Genomic DNA, 21,884 nt, shown 5'->3' on the forward strand with positions numbered 1-21,884 from the left:
CCCACAAGCCGGAGCGCCGAACTCGTTGCACCTTTCTGTCCCTTTCCGTCCATTAATGTCATGGCTCGCGGCACTAGTGGGCTGCCCTCGTTATCGTCCGTTCGTCGCAGACCGTGACCGATCGGCGGAGTCGTCCTCCTTGACCCGAGCCGCGTCGGTCGTGCCTGTGTGTGAGGTCGTCGTGGCGGCGGGTCCGTCCTCGGGTCCCGGCCCCGGTTCCCCGGAATCCGTGGCGCGGGTTACCGTTCGTTCAGGTGAAAGCCCCGGAGCCGGTGAAAGGGATGCGCTGATGAGCTCTCGTGTTCGGGTCGTCGTCGCCAAGCCGGGCCTGGACGGCCACGACCGTGGGGCCAAGGTGGTGGCCCGCGCTCTCCGCGACGCCGGCATGGAGGTCATCTACACCGGCCTCCACCAGACCCCGGAGCAGATCGTGGAGACCGCCATCCAGGAGGACGCCGACGCGGTCGGTCTCTCGGTGCTCTCCGGCGCGCACATGACGCTGTTCCGCCGGGTGCTCGAACTGCTGGGCGAGCGCGACGCCCGGGACATCGTGGTCTTCGGCGGGGGCATCATCCCGGACGCGGACATCCCGGAGCTGGAGCAGATCGGCGTAGCCAAGATCTTCACGCCGGGCGCGACCACCCAGTCCATCGTGGAGTGGGTCCGTAGCAACGTCGCCCAGCCGGTGAGCTGACCCGGACGAGCGGACCCGGGGGCCGACGCGAGAGTCGGGTACGGGGACGTGGGGCGAATGCGGGCAAGGGGAGGGGCCGGACGCACCCCTCACACGTCCGGCCCCTCTATGCACGATGCCCCGCCGCCACCCCTCGACCGACAGGGCATCGGCCGCTTGCGTCCTCGCGCCGTTCAGCGCTCCGACACCTGACTCAACGAGGCCCTGCCAACCGGGTTACGCGCCGACGTCCGGTTCCCTGCCAGGCCCGCCGAGATCGCTCGAACGGGTGACATCGGGGCGGCCGCTGCGGCGTGGCGCACACCGGTGACACAGCGTCGGTGGTGGCTGTGGATTACCGCACACCCCGCACCCGCTCGGTTGCCGCCCGTGCCGACATCGTTAGGCTGCGCCCAATGGACCTCGCACCACCTCCGCCCACGGTCCGACGGATCCACCGGGCGGGTGCGGTGCGCGAGCGCCGTGCGGTTCGGGCCGTGCGAGGTTCAGCGGTCTGCGTCAACTTCGACTGATGTCAGGCACCGCACTGTTTACTTTCCATACGCTGGTGGCGGCGCGACGGTGCGCCGCGGAGACGGGACGGGACGCGCAATCGTGGACCTGTACGAATACCAGGGGCGGGACCTGTTCGAGCGGCACGGTCTTCCCGTGCTCGCCGGCGGCGTTGCCACCACCCCGGAGGAGGCCCGCGCGATCGCCGATCGCCTCGGCGGCCGAGTGGTCGTCAAGGCGCAGGTGAAGGTCGGCGGGCGAGGCAAGGCCGGCGGCGTCAAGCTCGCCGAGGGCGCGGAGGAGACGGTGGCCCGCGCCACCGACATCCTCGGCATGGACATCAAGGGCCACACGGTCCACAAGGTCATGATCACGGTGACCGCGGACGTGGCCGACGAGTACTACTTCTCGTACCTGCTGGACCGGGCGAACCGCACCTTCCTCTGCATCGCCAGCGTGGCCGGCGGCATGGACATCGAGCAGGTCGCCGCGGAGACCCCGGACAAGGTGGTCAAGGCCCCGATCGACGCCGTCAAGGGTGTCGACGAGGCCAAGGCCCGGGAGATCGTCACCGCAGCCGGCTTCCCGGCCGATCTCGCCGACCAGCTCGTCGACGTCGCGGTGGGGCTCTGGAAGGCGTTCGTCGCCGAGGACGCCACCCTGGTCGAGGTCAACCCGTTGGCCAAGACCGGTGACGGCACGCTGCTGCTGCTGGACGCCAAGATCTCGCTGGACGAGAACGCCGGCTTCCGGCACCCGGACCACGAGGCCCTGGTCGACCAGGCGACCGTGGACCCGCTGGAGCAGGCGGCCAAGGAGAAGGACCTCAACTACGTCAAGCTCGACGGCGAGGTCGGCATCATCGGCAACGGCGCGGGCCTGGTCATGTCCACGCTCGACGTGGTCGCGTACGCCGGTGAGCGGCACGGCGGTGTCAAGCCGGCCAACTTCCTCGACATCGGCGGTGGCGCGAGCGCCGCGGTGATGGCCAACGGCCTGGAGATCGTGCTCTCCGACCCGTCGGTCCGCAGCGTCTTCGTCAACGTCTTCGGTGGCATCACCGCCTGCGACGAGGTCGCCAACGGCATCATCCAGGCGCTGGCCCTGTTGGAGCAGCGCGGGGAGCAGGTCACCAAGCCGCTCGTCGTGCGGCTCGACGGCAACAACGCCGAAGCTGGTCGGGCGATCCTCGACAGCGCGAACAACCCGCTCGTGCAGCGGGTCGACACCATGGACGGCGCGGCCGAGCGGGCCGCCGAGCTGGCGGCTGCGGGGGTCTGACAATGGCTATCTGGCTGACCAAGGACTCGAAGGTCATCGTCCAGGGGATGACCGGTTCCGAGGGTTCCAAGCACACCCGGCGGATGCTCGCGGCCGGCACCAACGTCGTCGGCGGCGTGAACCCGCGCAAGGCGGGCACCACCGTCGACTTCGACGGCACCGAGCTGCCGGTCTTCGCCAGCGTCGCGGACGCGATGAAGGACACCGGTGCCGACGTCACCGTCATCTTCGTGCCCCCGCAGTTCACCAAGGGCGCGGTCATCGAGGCGATCGACGCCGAGATCCCGCTGGCCGTGGTGATCACCGAGGGCGTGCCGGTGCACGACACCGCCGCCTTCTGGGCGTACAACACGGGCAAGGGCGAGCGGACCCGGATCGTCGGGCCGAACTGCCCCGGCATCGCCTCGCCGGGTTCCTCCAACGCCGGCATCATCCCGGCCGACATCACCGGCAGCGGCCGGATCGGCCTGGTCAGCAAGAGCGGCACGCTGACCTACCAGATGATGTACGAGCTGCGGGACATCGGCTTCTCGACCTGCGTCGGCATCGGTGGCGACCCGATCATCGGTACCACGCACATCGACGCGCTGGCCGCGTTCGAGGCCGACCCGGACACCGACGCCATCGTGATGATCGGTGAGATCGGCGGCGACGCCGAGGAGCGGGCGGCCGAGTACATCAAGGCCAACGTCACCAAGCCGGTGGTCGGCTACATCGCCGGCTTCACCGCCCCGCCCGGCAAGACCATGGGGCACGCCGGTGCGATCATCTCCGGTTCGGCGGGCACCGCCGACGCGAAGAAGGCGGCGCTGGAGGCGGTGGGTGTCAAGGTCGGCAAGACCCCGACCGAGACCGCCAAGCTGATGCGCGAGATCATGTCCGCCGGCTGAGCCGGTACGACAGTCTTCGAGGGGCCGACCGGAAGGTCGGCCCCTCAGCGGTTCCAGTACGGGTAGTTGCCCGTGGCGGACAGGATCAGGCTGACCACGATGTTGACCACACCCAGACCGATCGAGACGTAGCCCAGCACCGGGGACTGCCGGTAGCGGCGCGCGTCGCGGATCGACAGCCAACCGAAGACGATGCCGAGGATGCCGCAACAGAGCACCCCGGTCACGATGCCCAGCACGCCCCACAGGGTGGTGCGGTCCCGGCCCGCCGGTGGCGGCGGGGGCGGTGGATACGGAGCGTTCACGGCTTCCCTCCGGACACTAACTGCCGCGACGTCGGCCACGGCTCTGAGCCGAGGCTAGACCGGAGCCCCTTGCCGGCACGGCGGATCAGGCGAACTCACCTCCGGACGGGGTGGTGTCGGACAGCCGAGGCGGCCCCGACATGCCAGAGTAGAGACGATGTCCTCCGTCACCCCTGACCAGCCCCGCCGGGCCACCGACGCCCGTGGGGTCGGCGCCCGGCCACCCGGTCGTGCCGGCCCGCCCCGTCGGGTACCGGTGCAACGGGGCACACCCGGCGGCCGCCGTCACCCGCCCCTCGCGGTCGCCGCGCTGGTGGCGGCCGGTGGGGCCGCGCTCACCTCCTGGTTGCCGGTGGTGCTCGTGCTCTGGTTGTTCCAGCTCAGCGAAGGCGCCGCCACCCCGCTGGGCGCGATCCGCGCGGGCGCGGCCGGTTGGCTGCTCGGGCACGGCGTACCGCTGGAGACCGCCGCCGGCCCCCTGGGCCTGGCCCCGCTCGCGGTCACCGTGCTGGCGATCTGGCGGCTCACCCGGGCCGGCGTGCACGCCAGCCGCGCGGTCGGCGCACGCGGCGACCGGTCCCCGGGCCGCACGGTCGCCGTCGCGGCGGCGGTCGGCGTCGGATACGCCCTGATCGGCCTGCTCGCCGCGCTGCTCGTCGATTCCGGTGGCACCGGTGTGTCATGGCCACGGGCCGGCGTGACGCTCGCGGTGCTCGGCACGCTCGCCGCGGGTCTCGGCGCGGCCCGGACCACCGGGCTGGCCGAGGTGCTCGCAGGGAAGCTGCCGGGGCCGGTACGCGAAGGGGTCCGTGCCGGTCTGGTGGCCGCGTTGGTGCTGCTCGGCGCGGGAGCCGCCGGGGCGGGACTGGCCGTGGCGACCGGCGGGGGCGACGCGGCCGACCTGATCGGCGCCTACCGCACCGGTGTGGCCGGGCAGGCTGGCATCACGCTGGTCAGCCTGGCGTACGCGCCCAACGCCACCGTCTGGTCCACCAGCTACCTGCTCGGGCCTGGTTTCGCCGTGGGCACCGACACGGCCGTCCGCACCAGCGAGGTCTCCGTCGGCGCGCTACCGGCGCTGCCGTTGTTCGCCGGGCTGCCGAGCGGGCCGGTCGACGGGCCCGCCTCGATCATGGTTCTCGCGATGCCGGTCCTGGTGGGTATGGCCGCCGGTGGGCTGCTGGCCCGCCGGTTGATCCGGTCGGCCGGGGCGGACCGCGCTCCGCTGCGCTGGCGGCGTCTGCTGGTGCCGGCCGTACTCGTCGGTCCGGTGGCCGGGGTGCTGCTGGGGGTGCTCGCGGAGGTCTCCGGCGGACCGCTCGGTGCCGGTCGGCTGGCCGAGGTCGGCCCGGTCGGGTGGCAGGTGGCGCTGGCCGCGACGCTGATCACGGGCGGTGGGGCGGTGCTCGGTGCGGGGGCGGTCCGCTGGCTCACCCGACGCGCCGTCTAGACCTGCCGCAGGGCGGCCAGACCTCGACAGCGGGCCTGCTCACGACGAGGGGCGCCCCGGTCGTCCGGAGCGCCCCTCGCGTACTGCTGGTTCAAAGTCGCGGCACGGCGTAGTTCACCGCGATCAGCACGACATAGAGCAGGCCCAGCAGCAGGCCGATGCCGCCGCAGATCAGGCCGGTGAGTGCCTGCCCCGGGTTGCCGGCCAGGCCCTGGTCGACCTTCTGCTTGCCGAGCCAGCCGGTGATGACCGCGGCCAGACCCAGCGGAATACCGAGGTAGCAGCAGTTCAGCGGGATCGACGCGATGCCCAGGATCATCGCCACCAGCGCGAGGGTGTTCTGCTGGCCGCCGTGGCCGACGAAACCCGCGTGCGGGTACATCGGCGCGCCGCCGTACGGCTGCGGGGCGTACGGGTCCTGGTAGGGCTGGCCGTAGGGGTGCCCCGACGTCGGCGGCTGCCCGTAGGCCGGGGGCTGACCGTACGCCGGCTGTCCGGCGGGCGGTGCAGAGTACGGATCGTAGGGCTGCCCCGAGGTAGGCGGCTGCTGGCCGTACGGGTCGACCTGCTGGTACGGATCGACCTGCTGGTACGGGTCTGCCTGCTGGTACGGGTCGACCGCGGGCGTGTGCGGCTCCGGTGTGGCGTACGGGTTGGCCGGCGGAGGTGCGTAGGGATTGGCCGCCGGTGGCGCGTACGGGTTGTGCGGAGGTGGAGCTGTCGGATCCCCGTACGGCTGTTGCTGGCCGTACGGGTCCTGACCGGGGTTACCGGGTTGCATGTGGTTCCGTTACTCAGGCGTTCGAGCCGCTGAGCGAACCGAGGACGCCACCGCCCAGGCAGCAGAGCAGCACGATCACGAGCCACGCGACACCGACGATGATGGCCCACTTGGACCACTTCTTCGACTCGGCGGACGCGGCCTGGGCACCGGCGTAGTCACCCTGCTGGAGCAGCTGGTTGACCTTCGAGGCGTTGATGATGGCGGGGATCGCCAGCGGCCAGAACAGGAAGATGGCGACGATCGACATCGTCATGTTGTTGTCGACCTGCTGGGGCGGCTGGGACGGGTATCCGGGCTGCATGGTGACGAGCTCCTCACGTACGTGTCGCTGACGGGTGCGGGCCGGACATGCGCCGGTCCCAAGCGACCGGCAGCGTACCCGGTCTGTGCGACTTCGGTGGTCGGCGAAGGGTCGGCGGCCCATCGGGTGGGCACCGGACCAGCGCTGATCCGCCGCCGGATAGGGTGTGCCGGTGACCGAGCCCGCCCGCATCGTCGTCCTCGTCTCCGGCTCCGGCAGCAACCTGCAGGCGCTGCTGGACGCGACCGCCGACCCGGCGTACGGGGCCCGGGTGGTCGCGGTGGGCGCGGACCGCGACGGCATCGCCGGGCTGGACCGGGCCGCCGCCGCCGGGGTGCCGACCTTCGTGGCGAAGGTCAAGGACCACCCGTCCCGCGAGGAGTGGGACGCGACGCTCACCGAGCAGGTCGCCGCGCACCGGCCCGACCTGGTCGTCTCCGCCGGGTTCCTGAAGCTTGTCGGTTCCCGGTTCCTCGCCGCCTTCGGCGACCGCTACCTGAACACGCACAACACCCTGCTGCCGGCTTTCCCCGGCATCCACGGCCCGCGGGACGCGCTCGCCTATGGCGTGAAGGTCACCGGGGCGACGCTCTTCTTCGTCGACGCCGGAATGGACACCGGCCCGATCGTGGCGCAGGTGGCGGTGCCGGTGCACGACGACGACGACGTGGACACGCTCACCGAGCGCATCAAGGAAGCCGAGCGGCAGCAACTCGTCGAGCAGGTGGGCCGGCTGGTCCGCGACGGCTGGACGATCACCGGGAGAAAGGTCACAGTTCCGTGAGTTCCATCGAGGACGGGCGCCGCCCGATCCGGCGGGCACTGGTCAGCGTCTACGACAAGAGCGGTCTGGTCGACCTGGCCAAGGCCCTGCACGCCGCCGGGGTGGAGATCGTCTCGACCGGCAGCACCGCGTCGACGATCGCCGGTGCCGGCGTACCGGTGACCGCCGTGGAGCAGGTGACCGGCTTCCCGGAGATCCTCGACGGCCGGGTGAAGACCCTGCACCCGAAGATCCACGGTGGACTCCTCGCCGACCTGCGCAAGGACACCCACGTCGCCCAGCTCGACGAGCACGGCATCGCCGGGGTCGACCTGCTGGTCTCCAACCTCTACCCGTTCCAGCAGACCGTCGCCTCCGGCGCCAGCCAGGACGAGTGCGTCGAGCAGATCGACATCGGCGGTCCGGCGATGGTGCGTGCCGCCGCCAAGAACCACGCCTCGGTGGCCGTGGTGACCGACCCGGCCGCGTACCCGCTGCTGGTGGCCGCGCTCGACGGCGGTGGCTTCACCCTGGCGCAGCGGCGGGCGCTGGCCGCCCGCGCCTTCGCCGACATCGCCGAGTACGACGTGGCGGTCGCCGACTGGTTCGCCACGTCCCTGGCCCCGGCCGCCGACGGCGGGCCGGAGTTCGCCGGGCTGGCGCTGCGGCGGCAGGCGGTGCTGCGGTACGGCGAGAACCCGCACCAGGGCGCGGCGGTCTATGCGGACCCGGCGAGCCCGCCCGGCCTGGCCCAGGCCGAGCAGTTGCACGGCAAGGAAATGTCCTACAACAACTACGTCGACGCCGACGCCGCCTGGCGGGCCGCGAACGACTTCGCCGACCAGCCGGCGGTGGCCGTCATCAAGCACGCCAACCCGTGCGGGATCGCGGTCGGCGCGGACGTGGCCGAGGCGCACCGCAAGGCACACGCCTGCGACCCGGTCTCCGCCTTCGGCGGCGTCATCGCGGTGAACCGTCCGGTCTCGGTCGAGCTGGCCGGGCAGATCGCCGAGATCTTCACCGAGGTCGTGGTGGCGCCCGGCTACGAGCCGGGGGCCGCCGAGGTGCTCCAGGCCAAGAAGAACATCCGGCTGCTGCGGGCACCGGAGTTCCGTCCGCCGTCCACGGAGTGGCGGCAGATCACCGGCGGCGTGCTGGTGCAGGAACGCGACGCGGTCGACGCCGAGGGCGACGACCCGGCGACCTGGCGGCTGGCCACCGGTGACGCGGCCGACGAGGCGACCCTGGCCGACCTGGCCTTCGCCTGGCGGGCGGTGCGCGCGGTGAAGAGCAACGCGATCCTGCTGGCGCAGGACGGCGCCACGGTCGGTGTCGGGATGGGGCAGGTCAACCGGGTGGACTCGGCGCGACTGGCGGTCAGCCGGGCCGGTGCCGACCGGGCGCGGGGCGCGGTGGCGGCCTCGGACGCGTTCTTCCCGTTCGCCGACGGCCCGCAGATCCTCATCGACGCCGGAATCCGGGCCATCGTGCAGCCGGGCGGCTCGATCCGGGACGAGGAGGTGATCGCCGCCTGCAAGCAGGCCGGCGTCACCATGTACCTCACCGGCACCCGGCACTTCTTCCACTGACCCGCCGCCGCGCGACCGGCGGCGCCGTGTGCGCTTGCGGCTGTGATGTTAGGAAGGGTCCCCTGCTATACACCAGGCGTTAGCAGGGGACCCTTCCTTACACCGATCGCAGCTCGGCGAAATGACAGGCGGACGGGTGCGGGTCGGCGGCCCGTGGCACCGCCTGCGGATCCTCGACGGCGCAGATCTCCTGGGCCTTCCAGCAGCGGGTCCGGAAGTGGCAGCCGCTCGGCGGGTCGGCCGGGCTCGGCACGTCACCGTGCAACCGGATCACCGTCCGATGCTCCCGGGCGTCCGGGTCCGGCACCGGCGCGGCCGAGAGCAGCGCCTGCGTGTACGGGTGGGTGGCGCGCTGGTAGATCTCGTCCTCGGTGCCGATCTCCACGATCCGGCCCAGGTACATCACCGCGATCCGGTCCGAGATGTGCCGCACCACGGACAGGTCGTGCGCGATGAAGATGTACGACAGCCCCAACTCGTCCTGGAGCTGCTCCAGCAGGTTGATCACCTGGGCCTGGATGGAGACGTCCAGCGCGGAGACCGGCTCGTCGCAGACGATCACCTCGGGCCGCAGCGCGAGTGCCCGGGCGATGCCGATGCGCTGCCGCTGACCGCCGGAGAACTGGTGCGGGTAGCGGTTGACGTGTTCCGGGTTCAGCCCGACCACGTCGAGCAGCTCCTGCACCCGCCGGTCGCGACTGCCCTTCGGGGCCGCCTCGGGGTGGATCTCGAACGGCTCCCCGATGATGTCGCCGACGGTCATCCTCGGGTTCAGCGAGGTGTACGGGTCCTGCATGACCATCTGCATGTTCCGGCGGATCCGGCGCAGCCGGGCGCCGGAGGCGGCGAAGAGGTCCTGCCCGGCCAGGGTGGCCCGCCCGGCGGTCGGGCGTTCCAGCCGCATCAGCAGCCGGGCCAGGGTGGACTTGCCGCAGCCGGACTCGCCGACGATGCCCAGCGTCTCGCCCCGGCGGAGCTGGAAGCTCACCCCGTCGACGGCCTTCACCGCGCCGACCTTCTTCTGGAACAGCACCCCCTGCGTGATCGGGAAGTGCTTGACCACGTCGTCGACGTCGAGGAGCGTCTCGCCGCGCACGGTGGTGGGCTCAGTCGGCGCGGTCATCACGTACCTCCTGCGCGAAGTGGCACGCACTGGTCCGGCCGTCGCCGAGGACCAGGTCGTGCGGTACCTCGTCCACACAGACCTGCTGCGCGTACGGGCATCGGGGATGGAAGGGACAGCCGCTGGGGATGCGCATCAGGTTCGGCGGCAGGCCCCGGATGGTGGAGAGCCGCCCGCCGCGCTGGTCCAGGCGCGGGATCGACGCCAGCAGCCCCTTGGTGTACGGGTGGGCAGGTGCCCGGTACAGCGACCGCACGTCGGCGTGCTCGACGATGCGGCCCGCATACATGACGGCGATCCGGTCGGCCACGTCGGCGACCACGCCCAGGTCGTGGGTGATCAGGATCATCGCCATGTCCAGGTCCCGCCGCAGGTCGGCGAGGAGGTCCATGATCTGCGCCTGCACGGTGACGTCGAGCGCGGTGGTCGGTTCGTCGGCGATGAGCACCTTCGGTTCCATGGCCAGCGCCATCGCGATCATCACGCGCTGGCGCATACCGCCGGAGAACTGGTGCGGATAGTCGCCCAGACGTGCGCCGGCGGCCGGAATCTGCACCAGGTCCATCAACTCCACCGCGCGGCGACGGGCGTCGGCCCGGGACATGCCGAGCCGCTGGCGCAGCGTCTCGCCGATCTGCCAACCGACCGGGAAGACCGGGTTCAACGCGGAGAGGGCGTCCTGGAAGATCATCGCGATCTCCTTGCCCCGCACCTGCCGGCGTTGCTCCTCGGGCAGGGTGAGCAGGTCGCGCCCCTGATAGAGGATCTGTCCGGAGCTGACGTGCGCCGGTGGGCTGTCCAGGATGCCCATCACCGCCTGCGCGGTGACGGACTTCCCGGAGCCAGACTCGCCCAGCACCGCCAGGGTCTCGCCCGGATCCAGGTGGTAGCTGACCCCGTTGATCACCTTGGCCACTCCCTCGCCGGTGCGGAACTCGATGTGCAGGTCCCGTACCTGGAGCAGGTGGCCGCCGGGCGGGGTGGGGGTGGCCGGGGTCGGTGGCGTCGTGGTCATGTCGGTCACCGCAGCTTCGGGTCGAACGCGTCGCGGATGGCGTCGCCCAGCATGATGAACGCCAGTACGGTCAGGGCCAGGAACGTCGACGGGACGACCAGCGGTGTCGCCGACTCCCGCATGTGCACCCGACCGTTGTTGATGTCGATACCCCAGGAGATGGTGGGCTCCCGCAGGCCGATGCCGAGGAACGAGAGTGTCGCCTCGGCGGCGATGAACGAACCGAGCGCGATGGTCAGCACCACGATCGCCGGGGCGAGCGCGTTCGGCAGGATGTGCCGCCACATGATCCGGCCGTTGCCGGCACCCAGCATCCGGGCGGCGGACACGTAGTCCTGCTCCCGAGCGGTGATCACCGACGAGCGGACCACCCGGGCGGCGGTGGTCCAGCCGAGCACCGCGAGCACGAAGATGACGGCACCGACGCGTACCGTGGCGCTGTCGCTGGCGACCCGCTTGAGCAGCACGATCGCGGCCAGCAGCAGGGGGATGCCGAGCACGATGTCGATCACCCGGGAGAGCACCGCGTCGACCCAGCCGCCGAAGTAGCCGGCGAGCATCCCGACGACCAACGCGATCACCCCGGTGAGCAGCGCCGAGAGGGCGCCGACCAGCAGGGACGCGCGGGCGCCGTAGACCGCGCGGGCGTACGTGTCGCAGCCCTGGAAGTCGTACCCGAAGATCGCGCCGCCGGACGGGGCGGCGTGCTGCCGGGACAGCACGCAGTCGCCCGGATCGTTGCCGGTGAAGAGCCCGGGCACGGCGGCCATCGCGGCCACCAGCAGCACCAGGAACAAGCTGATCCAGAAGATCGGCTTGCGGCGCAGGTCGCGCCAGGCGTCCCCGGCCAGGCTGCGCGGCTTGCGAGGGCGGCCGACCTGGTCCGGCGCGCCCGGCTCACCCGACGGCCCCCGTCGCGCGGCCTGGTTCTCCGTCGCCGCGACGGTCTCGAAGTCACTCATGCCGTCCCCTCGCTGCGCTCGGTGCCGGCATTTCCGCTGAGCTGATGATTCGTTCGCTGGCGCTCACTCATGCCGTCCCTTCGCTGCGCTCAGTGCCGGCATTTCCGCTGCGCTGGCCGATTCGTTCGCTGGCGCTCACTCATGCCGCCCCCTCGCTGCGCTCGGTTTCGGCATTTCCGCTGAGCTGATGATTCGTTCGCTGGCGCTCACTCATGCCGTCCCCTCGCTGCGCTCACACATAGCGGATCCTCGGGTCCAGGACGGCGTACAGGATGTCCACCACCAGGTTGGAGACCAGGTAGACCACGACGAGCACGCTGACGATGCCCACCACCAGCGGGCCGTCCTCGGTGCGGATGCCGCGGAACAGGTTGAAGCCGACGCCGGGGATGTTGAACACGCCCTCGGTGATGATCGCGCCGCTCATCAGGTTGCCCACCTCGACGCCGAGGAAGGTGATCACCGGGATGAGCGAGTTGCGCAGCACGTGCACGCTGACCACCCGCCGGTTCGGCAGGCCCTTGGAGCGGGCGGTACGCACGTAGTCGGCGCGCAGGTTCTCGGCCACCGAGGTACGGGTCAGCCGCAGCGCGGTGGCCAGCGAGAGCGAGCCGAGCACGATCCCGGGCAGCAGCAGGGAGCGGAAGTCGGGGTCGGCACCGGCGGTGGGTGGGAAGACCTGCCACCGGACGCCGAGGAAGTACTGCGCGAGCGGCGCGAGCACGATGGTCGGGATGCCGAGCACCAGCAGCGTCAGCAGCAGCGTGGCGTTGTCGAAGATGCCGGCCCGTCGGATGCCGGCGAGGACGCCCGCGGTGACTCCGAAGATCACGGCGACCGCGAGAGCGATCAGCGCCAGTTTGATGGTGACCGGCCAGGCGGTGGCGAGGATGTCGCCGATCGACCGGCCGGTGAGCGATTCGCCGAGGTCGCCACGGAGCAGGTTGGAGAGGTAGTCGACGTAGCGGTAGAAGAAGCCGCCGACCCCGGTCGCGTCGAGGTGGTACTTCTCGGTGAGGTAGGCCCGTTGGGCCTCGGTCACCGGACGTTCACCGGCGAGCGCCTGGATCGGGTCGCCCTGGCCGGCGAACATCAGCGCGTAGACGATCAGCGTGGTGCCGAAGAAGGCCAGGACCATCTGAAGCAGGCGCCGCACGATGAAGCGGAACATACTAGGCAGTCTCCCCAAAAAGGGCGAACCACGTGGCGGGTCGGGTCACCTCGACCCGACCCGCGCCCGTGGTCGTTACGAGACGGCCTCGATCTGGATGAGGTCGATCCGGTCGAAGAGGTCCATCTCCACGTTCTTCACCTTGGTCGAGTGACCGAAGTTGTTCTGCCCGAAGCGCAGCGGCACCACCGGCATCTCCTCGGCCAGCAGGTCCTCGGCCGCCTGGTACTTCTCGATCGCCTCGTCCTCGCTGGGGGCGCTGGCGCCCTCGGCGAGCAGCTTGTCGAACTCCGGGTTGCGGTAGCCGTAGTAGTTCGACGAACCGTTCGAGCTGTAGAGCGGGCCCAGGTAGTTCTCCATGGACGGGTAGTCCATGATCCAGCCCATCCGGAACAGGCCGACCGGCTGCTTGGCCTTGACCTTGGTGAGCAGGTCGGCGAACTTCGGCTCGGCGTTGCCGACGCAGTCCACACCCAGGTTGGCCTTGAGCTGGTTGCAGGTGGCGTCGATCCAGTCCTTGTGCCCACCGTCGCCGTTGTACGACAGGGTGATCTGCGACGGCCCGCCTGCGGCCTCGTACAGCGCCCTGGCCTTGGTCGGGTCGAACTCGCCCGGTGAGCCGACCGTGTTCTCCCGGTAGCCGGCGACCACCGGGGAGACGAACGAGCGGGCCGGCTGCTGCGAGTCCTTGAAGATCGACCGGGTGATCTCCTCACGGTCGATCGCCATCGAGATGGCCTTGCGGACGTCCGGGTTGCTGTACTCCTCCTGGAAGGTGGGGAAGGCCAGGAAGTGCAGCGACGACGCGGGACTCTGCTGGAACCGGTCACCCAGGTCGGTGGCGGCGGTGGAGAGGTTCTCGGTCGGGATGGTCTTGATCACGTCGAGGTTGTCCGAAAGCACGTCCGCGTACGCGGCGGTGAGCTGCTGGTAGATCCGGAACTCGACGCCGGCCACCTTCGGCTGCTCGCCGGGGAAGGCGTCGTAGCGCTCGACCTCGACCTTGGCGTCGTGCTGCCAGGTGCCCTTCATCTTGAACGGACCCTGACCGATCGGCGCCTGCTCGTACCCCTCGGCCAGCTCGCCGGGAGCGGAGAACGCGGCCTCCGGCAGCGGGTAGAAGGCGGTGTACCCGAGCATCGCGGTGAACTCGCTGTACGGCTGGGACAGCGTGACGGTGAAGGTGTCGTCGTCGACCTTCTTCAGCCCGCTGAGCGTGGTGGCCTTCGGGTCCTCGCCCTGGAGGTCGTCGTACCCGGCGATCTTCTCGAAGAAGTAGCTGGAGTTCTGCCCGTTCGGGGCGTACGCGCCGTAGTTCCAGGCGTCGATGTAGTTGTCGGCGGTGACGTCCTCGCCGTTGTGGAACGTGTAGCCGTCCTTCAGCGTGATCGTCCAGGTGGTGTTCTCCTCGGACGTGATCGACTCGGCCGCCACCGCGTACGGCTTGTGGGCCTCGTCGTAGTCGACGAGCGGGCTGAACAGGGCGGCGAGCACCTGGGAACCGCTCGTCTCGTTGGTGTTGGTCGGCACCAGGTGCTGCGGCTCGGCGATCTCGATCCGCACGGCCGCGTTGGGGTCGCTCTCACCGGAACCGCTGCCGCCCGAGCCGCAGGCCACCAGGCCCAGGGTCACCGCGAGCGGGAGGGCGGTCCAGGCGGCGAGCCTACGAACGCGCATTGAGCCTCCTCATCTCATTACGCTGCGCTATTGAGCCCGACATTGAGGTGACTCTGCGCAACGCTGGGCAACGGTAGGTCGTGCACCGGGGCTCGGCAACGTGCCGGTCTCGAAGGGGTAACAGAACGAGGGCGTACAGGTTGGCGAGGGCTTGTCGGCGTGCTAGGCCGAACCGCCCAAAGCGTCGGCGGCGCGCGGATGCTTGCGACGGTTGAGGGGCGTGACGCAGTGGTCGACGCCTTCTCGGGGCCGGACGAATCGATCGTCGGGTTGCGGGTGTTCGTGCGCCCGTTGTCCGGAGCCGTGGTGGCCGGCGGCACAAGCCGTCACTCCGAGTGAGGAACGACACCTTACGGAAAGTAGTTTCGTGGTCCGCGTCGTCGGCCCGCCAGGTCGGGAGAGGCGACGGTGGTGGGCGTGAGACGATCAGGTCGTGACGGCGACGCTTCTGGACGGCAAGGCGACTGCGGCGGAGATCAAGGACGAGCTGCGGACGCGGGTCAAGGCCCTGGCGGAACGGGGGACCGTGCCGGGGCTGGGCACGGTCCTGGTCGGCAGCGACCCCGGTTCCCAGGCGTACGTCAACGGCAAGCACCGCGACTGCGCCGAGGTGGGCATCGCCTCGCTGCGGCGGGAGCTGCCGGCGGACGCGACCCAGGAGCAGGTCGACCGGGCCGTGGCGGAGCTCAACGCCGACCCGGCATGCCACGGCTACATCGTCCAGCTGCCGCTGCCGGCACACCTGGACACCCAGCGGGTGCTCGAACTGATCGACCCGGACAAGGACGCCGACGGCCTGCACCCGGTCAACCTGGGTCGGCTGGTGCTCGGCTACGACGCGCCGCTGCCGTGCACCCCGCGCGGGATCGTGGAACTGCTCCGTCGGCACGAGGTGCCGCTGCGCGGCGCCAACGTCGCGGTGGTGGGTCGGGGCAACACCGTCGGGCGTCCGCTCGGGCTGCTGCTGACCCGGCGCAGCGAGAACGCCACCGTGACGCTCTGCCACACCGGCACCCTCGACCTCGCCGCACACACCCGCGCCGCCGACATCGTCATCGTCGCGGCCGGCGTACCCGGCCTGCTCACCGCCGAGATGGTCACCCCGGGCGCGGTCGTGGTCGACGTGGGCATCACCCGGGTCATCGGCTCCGACGGCAAGGGTCGCTACACCGGCGACGTGGACCCGGAGGTCTTCGAGGTGGCCGGCAAGGTGGTGCCGATGCCCGGCGGGGTCGGTCCGATGACCCGCGCCATGCTGCTGACCAACGTGGTCGAGCGGGCCGAACGCGGCTGAGGTGACGGAAGGCCCATAACCGTCCGCCCCTGCCCTGCCCGGTGCCAGGATGGCTGATACCGTCCGGAAAACCGACTGGTAGCAGGGAGTGGGACGACCATGGGTAAGAAGGTCACTGTCGTCGGCGCCGGATTCTACGGCTCCACCACCGCGCAGCGCCTGGCCGAGTACGACGTCTTCGACACCGTCGTGATCACCGACATCATCGAGGGCAAGCCCGCGGGCATCGCCCTCGACCTCAACCAGTCCCGTGCGGTCGAGGGTTTCGAGACCAAGGTCGTCGGCGTCACCACCAGCCCGACCGGCGAGGGTTACGAGGGCATCGAGGGCTCCGACGTCGTCGTCATCACCGCCGGCCTGCCGCGCAAGCCGGGCATGAGCCGGATGGACCTGCTGGAGACCAACGCGAAGATCGTGCGCCAGGTCGCCGAGAACGTCGCCAAGTACGCCCCGAACGCCGTCGTCATCGTGGTCTCCAACCCGCTGGACGAGATGACCGCGCTGGCCCAGATCGCCACCCAGTTCCCGCGTAACCGGGTGCTCGGCCAGGCCGGCATGCTCGACACCGCCCGGTTCTCCAACTTCGTCGCCGAGGCGCTGGAGGTACCGGTGAAGTCGGTGAAGACGCTGACCCTGGGGTCGCACGGCGACACCATGGTCCCGGTGCCGTCGCAGAGCAGCGTGAACGGCAAGCCGCTGCGTGAGGTGATGCCGGCCGAGCAGATCGAGGACCTGGTCGTCCGCACCCGTAACGGTGGGGCCGAGGTGGTCGCCCTGCTCAAGACCGGTTCGGCGTACTACGCCCCGTCGGCCGCCGCGGCGCGGATGGCCAAGGCCGTCGCCGAGGACTCCGGCGAGGTCATGCCGGTCTGCGCCTGGGTCGACGGCGAGTACGGCATCTCCGGTGTCTACCTGGGCGTGGAGGCGGCGATCGGCGCCGAGGGCGTCAAGCGGGTGGTCGAGACCGACCTGGACGCCGACGAGCTGGCCAGCCTCAAGGAGGCCGCCGAGGCCGTCCGCGCCAAGCAGGCCGACGTCGTCAACATGTAGCCCCGACCTCCCACCCAGCGCCCCACGCCCTCTCCCGGTCGTGGGGCGCTGCACTGTCTCCACCCCGCGTTGATCAAGAGGTTTGCGTCTCCGAAGCGCGATCCGGAGACGCAAACTTCTTGATCAACTCGACTGGTCGATGAGGGTGGTCAGGGCGTCCAGGATGCGGGTCAGGCCGAACGTGTAGGCGTGGTCGGGGTGGTAGGCGGCGTTCTGGGCGGTGCCGGCGGCGGCGCCGACGCGTACGGCGGTGGGGTATTGCTGCTCGTCGAGGACCTGGGCCAGGAGGGGGGCGTTCGCTGTCCACCACTGCTCGTCGGTCCAGGCGCTCTGCGCTCGGGCGGAGCGCGCCTCGGCCGCCGAGCGGGCCGCGGCCCGGACGAAGTCGAGGACGAAGGTCAACGCGGCGTCCCGGGTGACGTCGTCCAGGCCGGTGTCGTCGAAGGCGCGCAGCTCGTGCTCGTACTTGGCCATCAGGCCCGGCCCCAGCGGCGGGCGACCGGTGGCGACCTCGGCGGCCCAGGGGTGGGCGGTGAAGAGCTCCCGGTTGTCCTGCGCGAGCGCCGCCACCCGCACCCGCCACGGCTGGTCGGAGAGGTCCGGCCGGGGCATGTCCGCATAGATCGCGTCCAACATCAGGTCGAGCAGCTCGGCCTTGCCCGGCACGTACGTGTAGAGGGTCATCGGTGCCACGCCGACGGCCTGGGCGAGCGCTCGCATGGTCACCGCGTCCAGCCCCTCGGCGTCGGCCAGCGCGATGGCGGCCATCACGATCTCGTCCAACGAGCGGCCCTGGCGGGGGCCGCGGCGCGGGGGGTCGGCGTCGGGCTGCCGCCAGAGCAGGCGCAGCGTGTGGGCGGGATCGCCGCCTCCGGTGTGATGGTCGGGCACTCTCCGATCTTTGCAGGCCAAATCTCTGTACGCAGTACGATGTACAATGTACGGAGTAAGTTTCCGCAAGGTGGGAGAGCGCATGCAGATCACCGGTTCGGCCATCTCGCTCAACGTCGAGGACGTGACGACGTCGGCCGAGTTCGTCAAGCAGCACTTCGGGTTCCGGGAGGAGATGTCGGCCGACGGGTTCGTCTCGCTCGCCCGGGACGGGGTCGGCTTCAACCTGATCTTCCTGCGTACGGGCCTGGCCAGCCTCCAGCCCCCGAGCCTGAAGGATCAGCGGGCCGAGGGCCTGCTCGTCGTCTTCGTGGTGGACGACATCGACGCCGAGTACGCCCGCCTGCAGGCCGCCGGTGTGCCGATCGTCACCGAGTTGCAGACCGAGCCCTGGGGGGAGCGGTTCTTCCAGGTCACCGACCCCAACGGGGTGATCCTGCAGGTGGTCCAGTGGCTGCACGGCACCGAGCAGGCCGACTGATCCACCGCGCATGCGCCGGGTCTGGCGGGGTAACTCCCGTCGGGCCCGGAGGCCGCGTCCGGCACCTGCCCGTCGGCGAACGGGTGGCCGCGATGTTTCCGCTCGGGGCGGATCCAGTACGCTCGTACTGCTTGAGCATGTGTCCCCTGAGAGGAGCGCCGGCCGATGGCGAAGATCAAGGTAAACAACCCGGTCGTGGAGCTCGACGGCGACGAGATGACCCGGATCATCTGGAAGCAGATCCGCGAACAGCTGATCCTGCCCTACCTCGACGTCGACCTGCACTACTACGACCTGTCGATCCAGCACCGTGACGCCACCGACGACCAGGTGACCGTCGACGCCGCGAACGCCATCAAGGAGCACGGCGTCGGCGTCAAGTGCGCCACGATCACCCCGGACGAGGCCCGGGTGGAGGAGTTCGGGCTGAAGAAGATGTGGCGGTCGCCGAACGGCACCATCCGCAACATCCTCGGCGGCGTCGTCTTCCGCGAGCCGATCATCATGTCCAACGTGCCGCGGCTCGTCCCGGGCTGGACCAAGCCGATCATCATCGGCCGGCACGCCCACGGCGACCAGTACCGCGCCACCGACTTCGTGGTCCCCGGCCCGGGTACGGTCACCATCACCTACACCCCGGCCGACGGGTCGGACCCGGTCGAGATGGAGATCGCCAACTTCCCGGGCGGCGGTATCGCCATGGGCATGTACAACTACGACGACTCGATCCGGGACTTCGCGCGGGCCTCGTTCCGCTACGGCCTGGACCGCGGCTACCCGGTCTACATGTCCACCAAGAACACGATCCTCAAGGCGTACGACGGCCGGTTCAAGGACATCTTCGCCGAGGTGTTCGAGAACGAGTTCAAGGCGGAGTTCGACGCCGCAGGCCTCACCTACGAGCACCGGCTCATCGACGACATGGTCGCCGCCGCGCTCAAGTGGGAGGGCGGCTACGTCTGGGCGTGCAAGAACTACGACGGTGACGTGCAGTCGGACACCGTCGCGCAGGGCTTCGGCTCGCTCGGTCTGATGACCTCCGTGCTGCTCTCGCCCGACGGCCGCACCGTCGAGGCCGAGGCCGCGCACGGCACCGTCACCCGGCACTACCGGCAGTGGCAGAAGGGCGAGAAGACCTCCACCAACCCGATCGCCTCGATCTACGCCTGGACCCGGGGCCTGGCCCACCGGGGCAAGCTGGACGGCACCCCGGCGGTCACCGAGTTCGCCAACACCCTGGAGGAGGTCATCGTCTCCACGGTCGAGAGCGGGCAGATGACCAAGGACCTCGCGCTGCTCATCTCGCGGGACGCCCCGTGGCAGACCACCGACGAGTTCATGAACACGCTCGACGAGAACCTGGCCCGCCGCCTGGCCGCCTGAGTTCCGTCCGTATCCGCGAGCCCGCCGGCCGACCGCCGGTGGGCTCGCGGCTCTCTGCGGCGGGCTCGCCGACGGGCTCCTGTGACGGGCTCGCGGGCTCCGGCGGCGCGGCGCGGGCGGACACGCCGTGCGGCGTCACCCGCTCCGGCGCGCCTCGTTGACCAGGGTGGACGAGATGCCAGTCCCGTCCTGGAAGGTTGACCGTCGCCGCCGCGCGGCACGCGTGCCCAGCAGCCAGCCTTCCTCGGCTGTCACCGACAGCCAGCCGTCCCTTCCCCGCGGGGGGCCCTGTCCCGGGCCCCCCGCGCCCTGCTCTCCGCCCCGACGCGTCACCGCAGCAGGTCCCGCGCACGTCGCGGTCGACTCAGACGGCGCGGAGCCGGGCGGCGGCCTGCTCGGGGGCGATGTCGTTGCTGAACACGCCCATCGCGGACTCCGTACCGGCCAGGTACTTCAACTTGTCCGCAGCCCGCTTCACGCTGAACAGTTGCAGATGCAGGTGACCCAGCTCGCGGTCCACGCGTACCGGCGCCTGGTGCCAGGCGGCGATGTACGGCATCGGCGCGTCGAACAGGCCGTCGAAGCGGCGCAGCAGGTCCAGGTAGAGCGGGCCGAAGGCGTCCCGCTCGGCCTCATCCAACGCCGGGATGTCGGGCACCGGCCGGTGCGGGGCGAGGTGCACCTCGAACGGCCAGCGGGCAGCGGCCGGGACGTACGCCGTCCAGTGGTCGTTGGCGGCGACCACCCGCTCGCCGGCCGCACGTTCGGCGGCGAGCACGTCGGCGTAGAGGTTCCGGCCTCCGGTGCGCTCCGCGTGCCGGCGGGCCGCGCCCAACAGCGACCGGGTACGCGGCGTGACGAACGGGAACGCGTAGATCTGCCCGTGCGGGTGGTGCAGGGTCACGCCGATCTCCACCCCCCGGTTCTCGAAGCAGAACACCTGCTCCACTCCGGGCAACTCGCCCAGCGCGGCGGTCCGGTCGGCCAGCGCGTCGAGCACGGTACGGACCCGGCGCGGCGGTAGGCCGGCGAAAGAGCCATGGTGGTCGTCGGTGAAACAGACCACCTCGCAGCGCCCCTGCCCGGGCCGGACCGCCGTGAACGGCGTCATCTCGGTGGGCTCGTCGACCACGTTGCCGCTCAGGGCCGGGAAGCGGTTCTCGAAGACCGCCACGTCGTAGTCGGGCGCCGGGATCTCGCTGGACCACTCGTCGGTCGAGGGACAGAGCGGGCACTGGTCGGCCGACGGCAGGAAGATGCGCGTCTGCCGGTGCACCGCCAGCGCCACCCACTCGTCGGTGAGCGGGTCGTAGCGGAGCTGGGAGGCGGGTGGGGGAGGGGGCAGGTCGCGCCGGTCCGGATGGTCCCGGACGCCGTCGTCCCGTTCGTCGAAGTAGATCAGTTCGCGGCCGTCGGCCAGCCTGATCGCGGTACGCCTCATCGCGGCCCTCCTGGTCCGGTCGCCGGCACCACGAGCAGCTCACCGACCCGGTCGGCGAGCAGCCGGCGGGCCTCCGGAGCCAGCCGGTCGTCGGTGACCAGCACGTGCGCGTCCGACAACGGGGCGATGGCGGAGAGGCCGACCGTGCCCCACTTGGTGTGGTCGGCGAGCACCACGAGCCGATCGGCGGCGGCCACCAGGGCGCGGTTGGTTTCCGCCTCCATCAGGTTCGGCGTGGTGAAACCGGCCCGGTCGGTGACCCCGTGGACGCCGAGGAAGAGCAGGTCCAGGTGCAGGGACCGGACGGCCGCCACGGCCAGCGGTCCGACCAGCGCGTCCGACGGCGTCCGCACGCCGCCGGTGAGCACCACCGTCTGGTCGTCCCGGCCCTGGTCGTGCAGGATGTCGGCGACCGGCAGCGAGTTGGTCACCACGGTCAGGGACGGCACGTCGACCAGTCGTCGGGCCAACTCGGCGGTGGTGGTGCCGGCGGAGAGCGCGATCGCCGCGCCGGGATGCACGAGTCGTGCCGCGCGGGCCGCGATGGCGGCCTTCTCGACCTGTTGGCGCACCGACTTGGCCTGGAAGCCGGGCTCGTCGGTGGAGCCGGCGACGGTGGCCCCGCCGTGTACCTTGGCCAGCAGGCCGCGCTCGTGCAGCAGGTCCAGGTCGCGCCGGATGGTCATGTCGGAGACACCGAACTCGACGGCCAGCTCACCGACGCGGACCCCGCCGGTCGCCCGGACCCGGTCCAGGATCGCCGCCTGGCGTTGTTGGGCGAGCATCGGCACCCTCCGCGCCCCACGTCAACGAACATCTTCGAACATGGGCAAACATAGCGCGGGTC

21 protein-coding genes are annotated in these 21,884 nt (G+C 70.6%); 10 read left to right on the top strand and 11 right to left on the bottom strand.

What is annotated here, in order from left to right; translation table 11 throughout:
• Positions 1-289: 289 nt before the first annotated feature.
• The 3 genes from ACFYTT_RS17800 (at position 290) to sucD (ending at position 3,357) form a co-directional block, all read left to right on the top strand.
• Positions 290-694, top strand: coding sequence for a cobalamin B12-binding domain-containing protein (locus ACFYTT_RS17800; RefSeq protein ID WP_131056220.1), 405 nt, complete (start codon positions 290-292; stop codon positions 692-694).
• Positions 695-1,288: 594 nt separating this feature from the next.
• Positions 1,289-2,467 (top strand): ADP-forming succinate--CoA ligase subunit beta, encoded by a 1,179-nt coding sequence (gene sucC, locus ACFYTT_RS17805; protein WP_131056222.1) that lies wholly within the window; start codon positions 1,289-1,291, stop codon positions 2,465-2,467.
• A gap of 2 nt (positions 2,468-2,469) precedes the next feature.
• The gene (sucD, locus tag ACFYTT_RS17810) at positions 2,470-3,357 is read left to right on the top strand and encodes a succinate--CoA ligase subunit alpha (RefSeq protein WP_131056224.1); all 888 of its coding nucleotides are present in this window, start codon (positions 2,470-2,472) and stop codon (positions 3,355-3,357) included.
• A 44-nt stretch (positions 3,358-3,401) separates the two neighbouring features.
• Here sucD and ACFYTT_RS17815 read toward each other — a convergent pair whose 3' ends face one another.
• Positions 3,402-3,662 carry a DUF4190 domain-containing protein gene (locus ACFYTT_RS17815; RefSeq protein WP_131056226.1) on the bottom strand — a complete coding sequence of 87 codons (261 nt, stop codon included), beginning with the start codon at positions 3,660-3,662 and terminating at the stop codon, positions 3,402-3,404.
• Between the two features lie 157 nt (positions 3,663-3,819).
• On the opposite strand from ACFYTT_RS17815, the gene ACFYTT_RS17820 reads away from it, so the two are divergent.
• Positions 3,820-5,112, top strand: coding sequence for a DUF6350 family protein (locus ACFYTT_RS17820; protein ID WP_387260394.1), 1,293 nt, complete (start codon positions 3,820-3,822; stop codon positions 5,110-5,112).
• Between the two features lie 91 nt (positions 5,113-5,203).
• On the opposite strand, the gene ACFYTT_RS17825 is transcribed toward ACFYTT_RS17820, so the two are convergent.
• The gene (locus ACFYTT_RS17825; RefSeq protein ID WP_131053274.1) at positions 5,204-5,893 is read right to left on the bottom strand and encodes a DUF4190 domain-containing protein; all 690 of its coding nucleotides are present in this window, start codon (positions 5,891-5,893) and stop codon (positions 5,204-5,206) included.
• A 13-nt stretch (positions 5,894-5,906) separates the two neighbouring features.
• Positions 5,907-6,197: a CD225/dispanin family protein gene (locus ACFYTT_RS17830; protein WP_131053273.1), complete on the bottom strand. Its 291-nt coding sequence runs from the start codon at positions 6,195-6,197 to the stop codon at positions 5,907-5,909.
• A gap of 172 nt (positions 6,198-6,369) precedes the next feature.
• Between ACFYTT_RS17830 and purN the strand changes: the two genes are divergently transcribed.
• Positions 6,370-6,981, top strand: a complete 612-nt coding sequence (gene purN, locus ACFYTT_RS17835) for a phosphoribosylglycinamide formyltransferase (protein ID WP_131053272.1) — start codon at positions 6,370-6,372, stop codon at positions 6,979-6,981.
• Entirely contained in the window at positions 6,978-8,549 is a 1,572-nt protein-coding gene (gene purH, locus ACFYTT_RS17840) for a bifunctional phosphoribosylaminoimidazolecarboxamide formyltransferase/IMP cyclohydrolase (protein ID WP_176095197.1), read from the top strand. Before purN ends, purH begins: the two co-directional genes overlap by 4 nt.
• 97 nt (positions 8,550-8,646) lie before the next feature.
• On the opposite strand, the gene ACFYTT_RS17845 is transcribed toward purH, so the two are convergent.
• The 5 genes from ACFYTT_RS17845 to ACFYTT_RS17865 all read right to left on the bottom strand — a co-directional run bounded on the left by ACFYTT_RS17845 (position 8,647) and on the right by ACFYTT_RS17865 (position 14,497).
• Positions 8,647-9,672 carry an ABC transporter ATP-binding protein gene (locus ACFYTT_RS17845; protein WP_131053270.1) on the bottom strand — a complete coding sequence of 342 codons (1,026 nt, stop codon included), beginning with the start codon at positions 9,670-9,672 and terminating at the stop codon, positions 8,647-8,649.
• Positions 9,656-10,687 carry an ABC transporter ATP-binding protein gene (locus ACFYTT_RS17850; RefSeq protein ID WP_387260401.1) on the bottom strand — a complete coding sequence of 344 codons (1,032 nt, stop codon included), beginning with the start codon at positions 10,685-10,687 and terminating at the stop codon, positions 9,656-9,658. Before ACFYTT_RS17850 ends, ACFYTT_RS17845 begins: the two co-directional genes overlap by 17 nt.
• 5 nt (positions 10,688-10,692) lie before the next feature.
• Complete coding sequence (locus ACFYTT_RS17855; protein ID WP_131053268.1) at positions 10,693-11,649, bottom strand: ABC transporter permease; 957 nt, start codon at positions 11,647-11,649, stop codon at positions 10,693-10,695.
• A gap of 232 nt (positions 11,650-11,881) precedes the next feature.
• A complete protein-coding gene (locus tag ACFYTT_RS17860) occupies positions 11,882-12,820 on the bottom strand; it encodes an ABC transporter permease (RefSeq protein WP_131053267.1) in 939 nt (312 codons plus the stop codon).
• A 75-nt stretch (positions 12,821-12,895) separates the two neighbouring features.
• On the bottom strand, positions 12,896-14,497 hold the full coding sequence (locus ACFYTT_RS17865) for an ABC transporter substrate-binding protein (RefSeq protein WP_387260406.1): 1,602 nt from the start codon (positions 14,495-14,497) through the stop codon (positions 12,896-12,898).
• Positions 14,498-14,930: 433 nt separating this feature from the next.
• Here ACFYTT_RS17865 and ACFYTT_RS17870 point away from each other — a divergent pair, with 433 nt between their 5' ends.
• Positions 14,931-15,791 carry a bifunctional methylenetetrahydrofolate dehydrogenase/methenyltetrahydrofolate cyclohydrolase gene (locus tag ACFYTT_RS17870; RefSeq protein WP_131053265.1) on the top strand — a complete coding sequence of 287 codons (861 nt, stop codon included), beginning with the start codon at positions 14,931-14,933 and terminating at the stop codon, positions 15,789-15,791.
• A 99-nt stretch (positions 15,792-15,890) separates the two neighbouring features.
• Positions 15,891-16,841 carry a malate dehydrogenase gene (locus ACFYTT_RS17875; RefSeq protein WP_131053264.1) on the top strand — a complete coding sequence of 317 codons (951 nt, stop codon included), beginning with the start codon at positions 15,891-15,893 and terminating at the stop codon, positions 16,839-16,841.
• 123 nt (positions 16,842-16,964) lie between these two features.
• Here the strand turns inward: ACFYTT_RS17875 and ACFYTT_RS17880 are convergent, their stop codons facing one another.
• Entirely contained in the window at positions 16,965-17,732 is a 768-nt protein-coding gene (locus tag ACFYTT_RS17880; protein ID WP_387260409.1) for a TetR/AcrR family transcriptional regulator, read from the bottom strand.
• Between the two features lie 82 nt (positions 17,733-17,814).
• Here ACFYTT_RS17880 and ACFYTT_RS17885 point away from each other — a divergent pair, with 82 nt between their 5' ends.
• Entirely contained in the window at positions 17,815-18,213 is a 399-nt protein-coding gene (locus ACFYTT_RS17885) for a VOC family protein (protein ID WP_387260412.1), read from the top strand.
• A 165-nt stretch (positions 18,214-18,378) separates the two neighbouring features.
• Positions 18,379-19,596: an NADP-dependent isocitrate dehydrogenase gene (locus ACFYTT_RS17890; protein ID WP_131053261.1), complete on the top strand. Its 1,218-nt coding sequence runs from the start codon at positions 18,379-18,381 to the stop codon at positions 19,594-19,596.
• Positions 19,597-19,960: 364 nt separating this feature from the next.
• Here the strand turns inward: ACFYTT_RS17890 and galT are convergent, their stop codons facing one another.
• Positions 19,961-21,037, bottom strand: coding sequence for a galactose-1-phosphate uridylyltransferase (galT, locus tag ACFYTT_RS17895; protein WP_131053882.1), 1,077 nt, complete (start codon positions 21,035-21,037; stop codon positions 19,961-19,963).
• Positions 21,034-21,822: a DeoR/GlpR family DNA-binding transcription regulator gene (locus ACFYTT_RS17900; RefSeq protein ID WP_131053881.1), complete on the bottom strand. Its 789-nt coding sequence runs from the start codon at positions 21,820-21,822 to the stop codon at positions 21,034-21,036. Before ACFYTT_RS17900 ends, galT begins: the two co-directional genes overlap by 4 nt.
• Between the last annotated feature and the right edge of the window lie 62 nt (positions 21,823-21,884).

The sequence above is a fragment of the Micromonospora sp. NPDC003816 genome, assembly GCF_042874705.1.
Lineage (GTDB): Bacteria > Actinomycetota > Actinomycetes > Mycobacteriales > Micromonosporaceae > Micromonospora.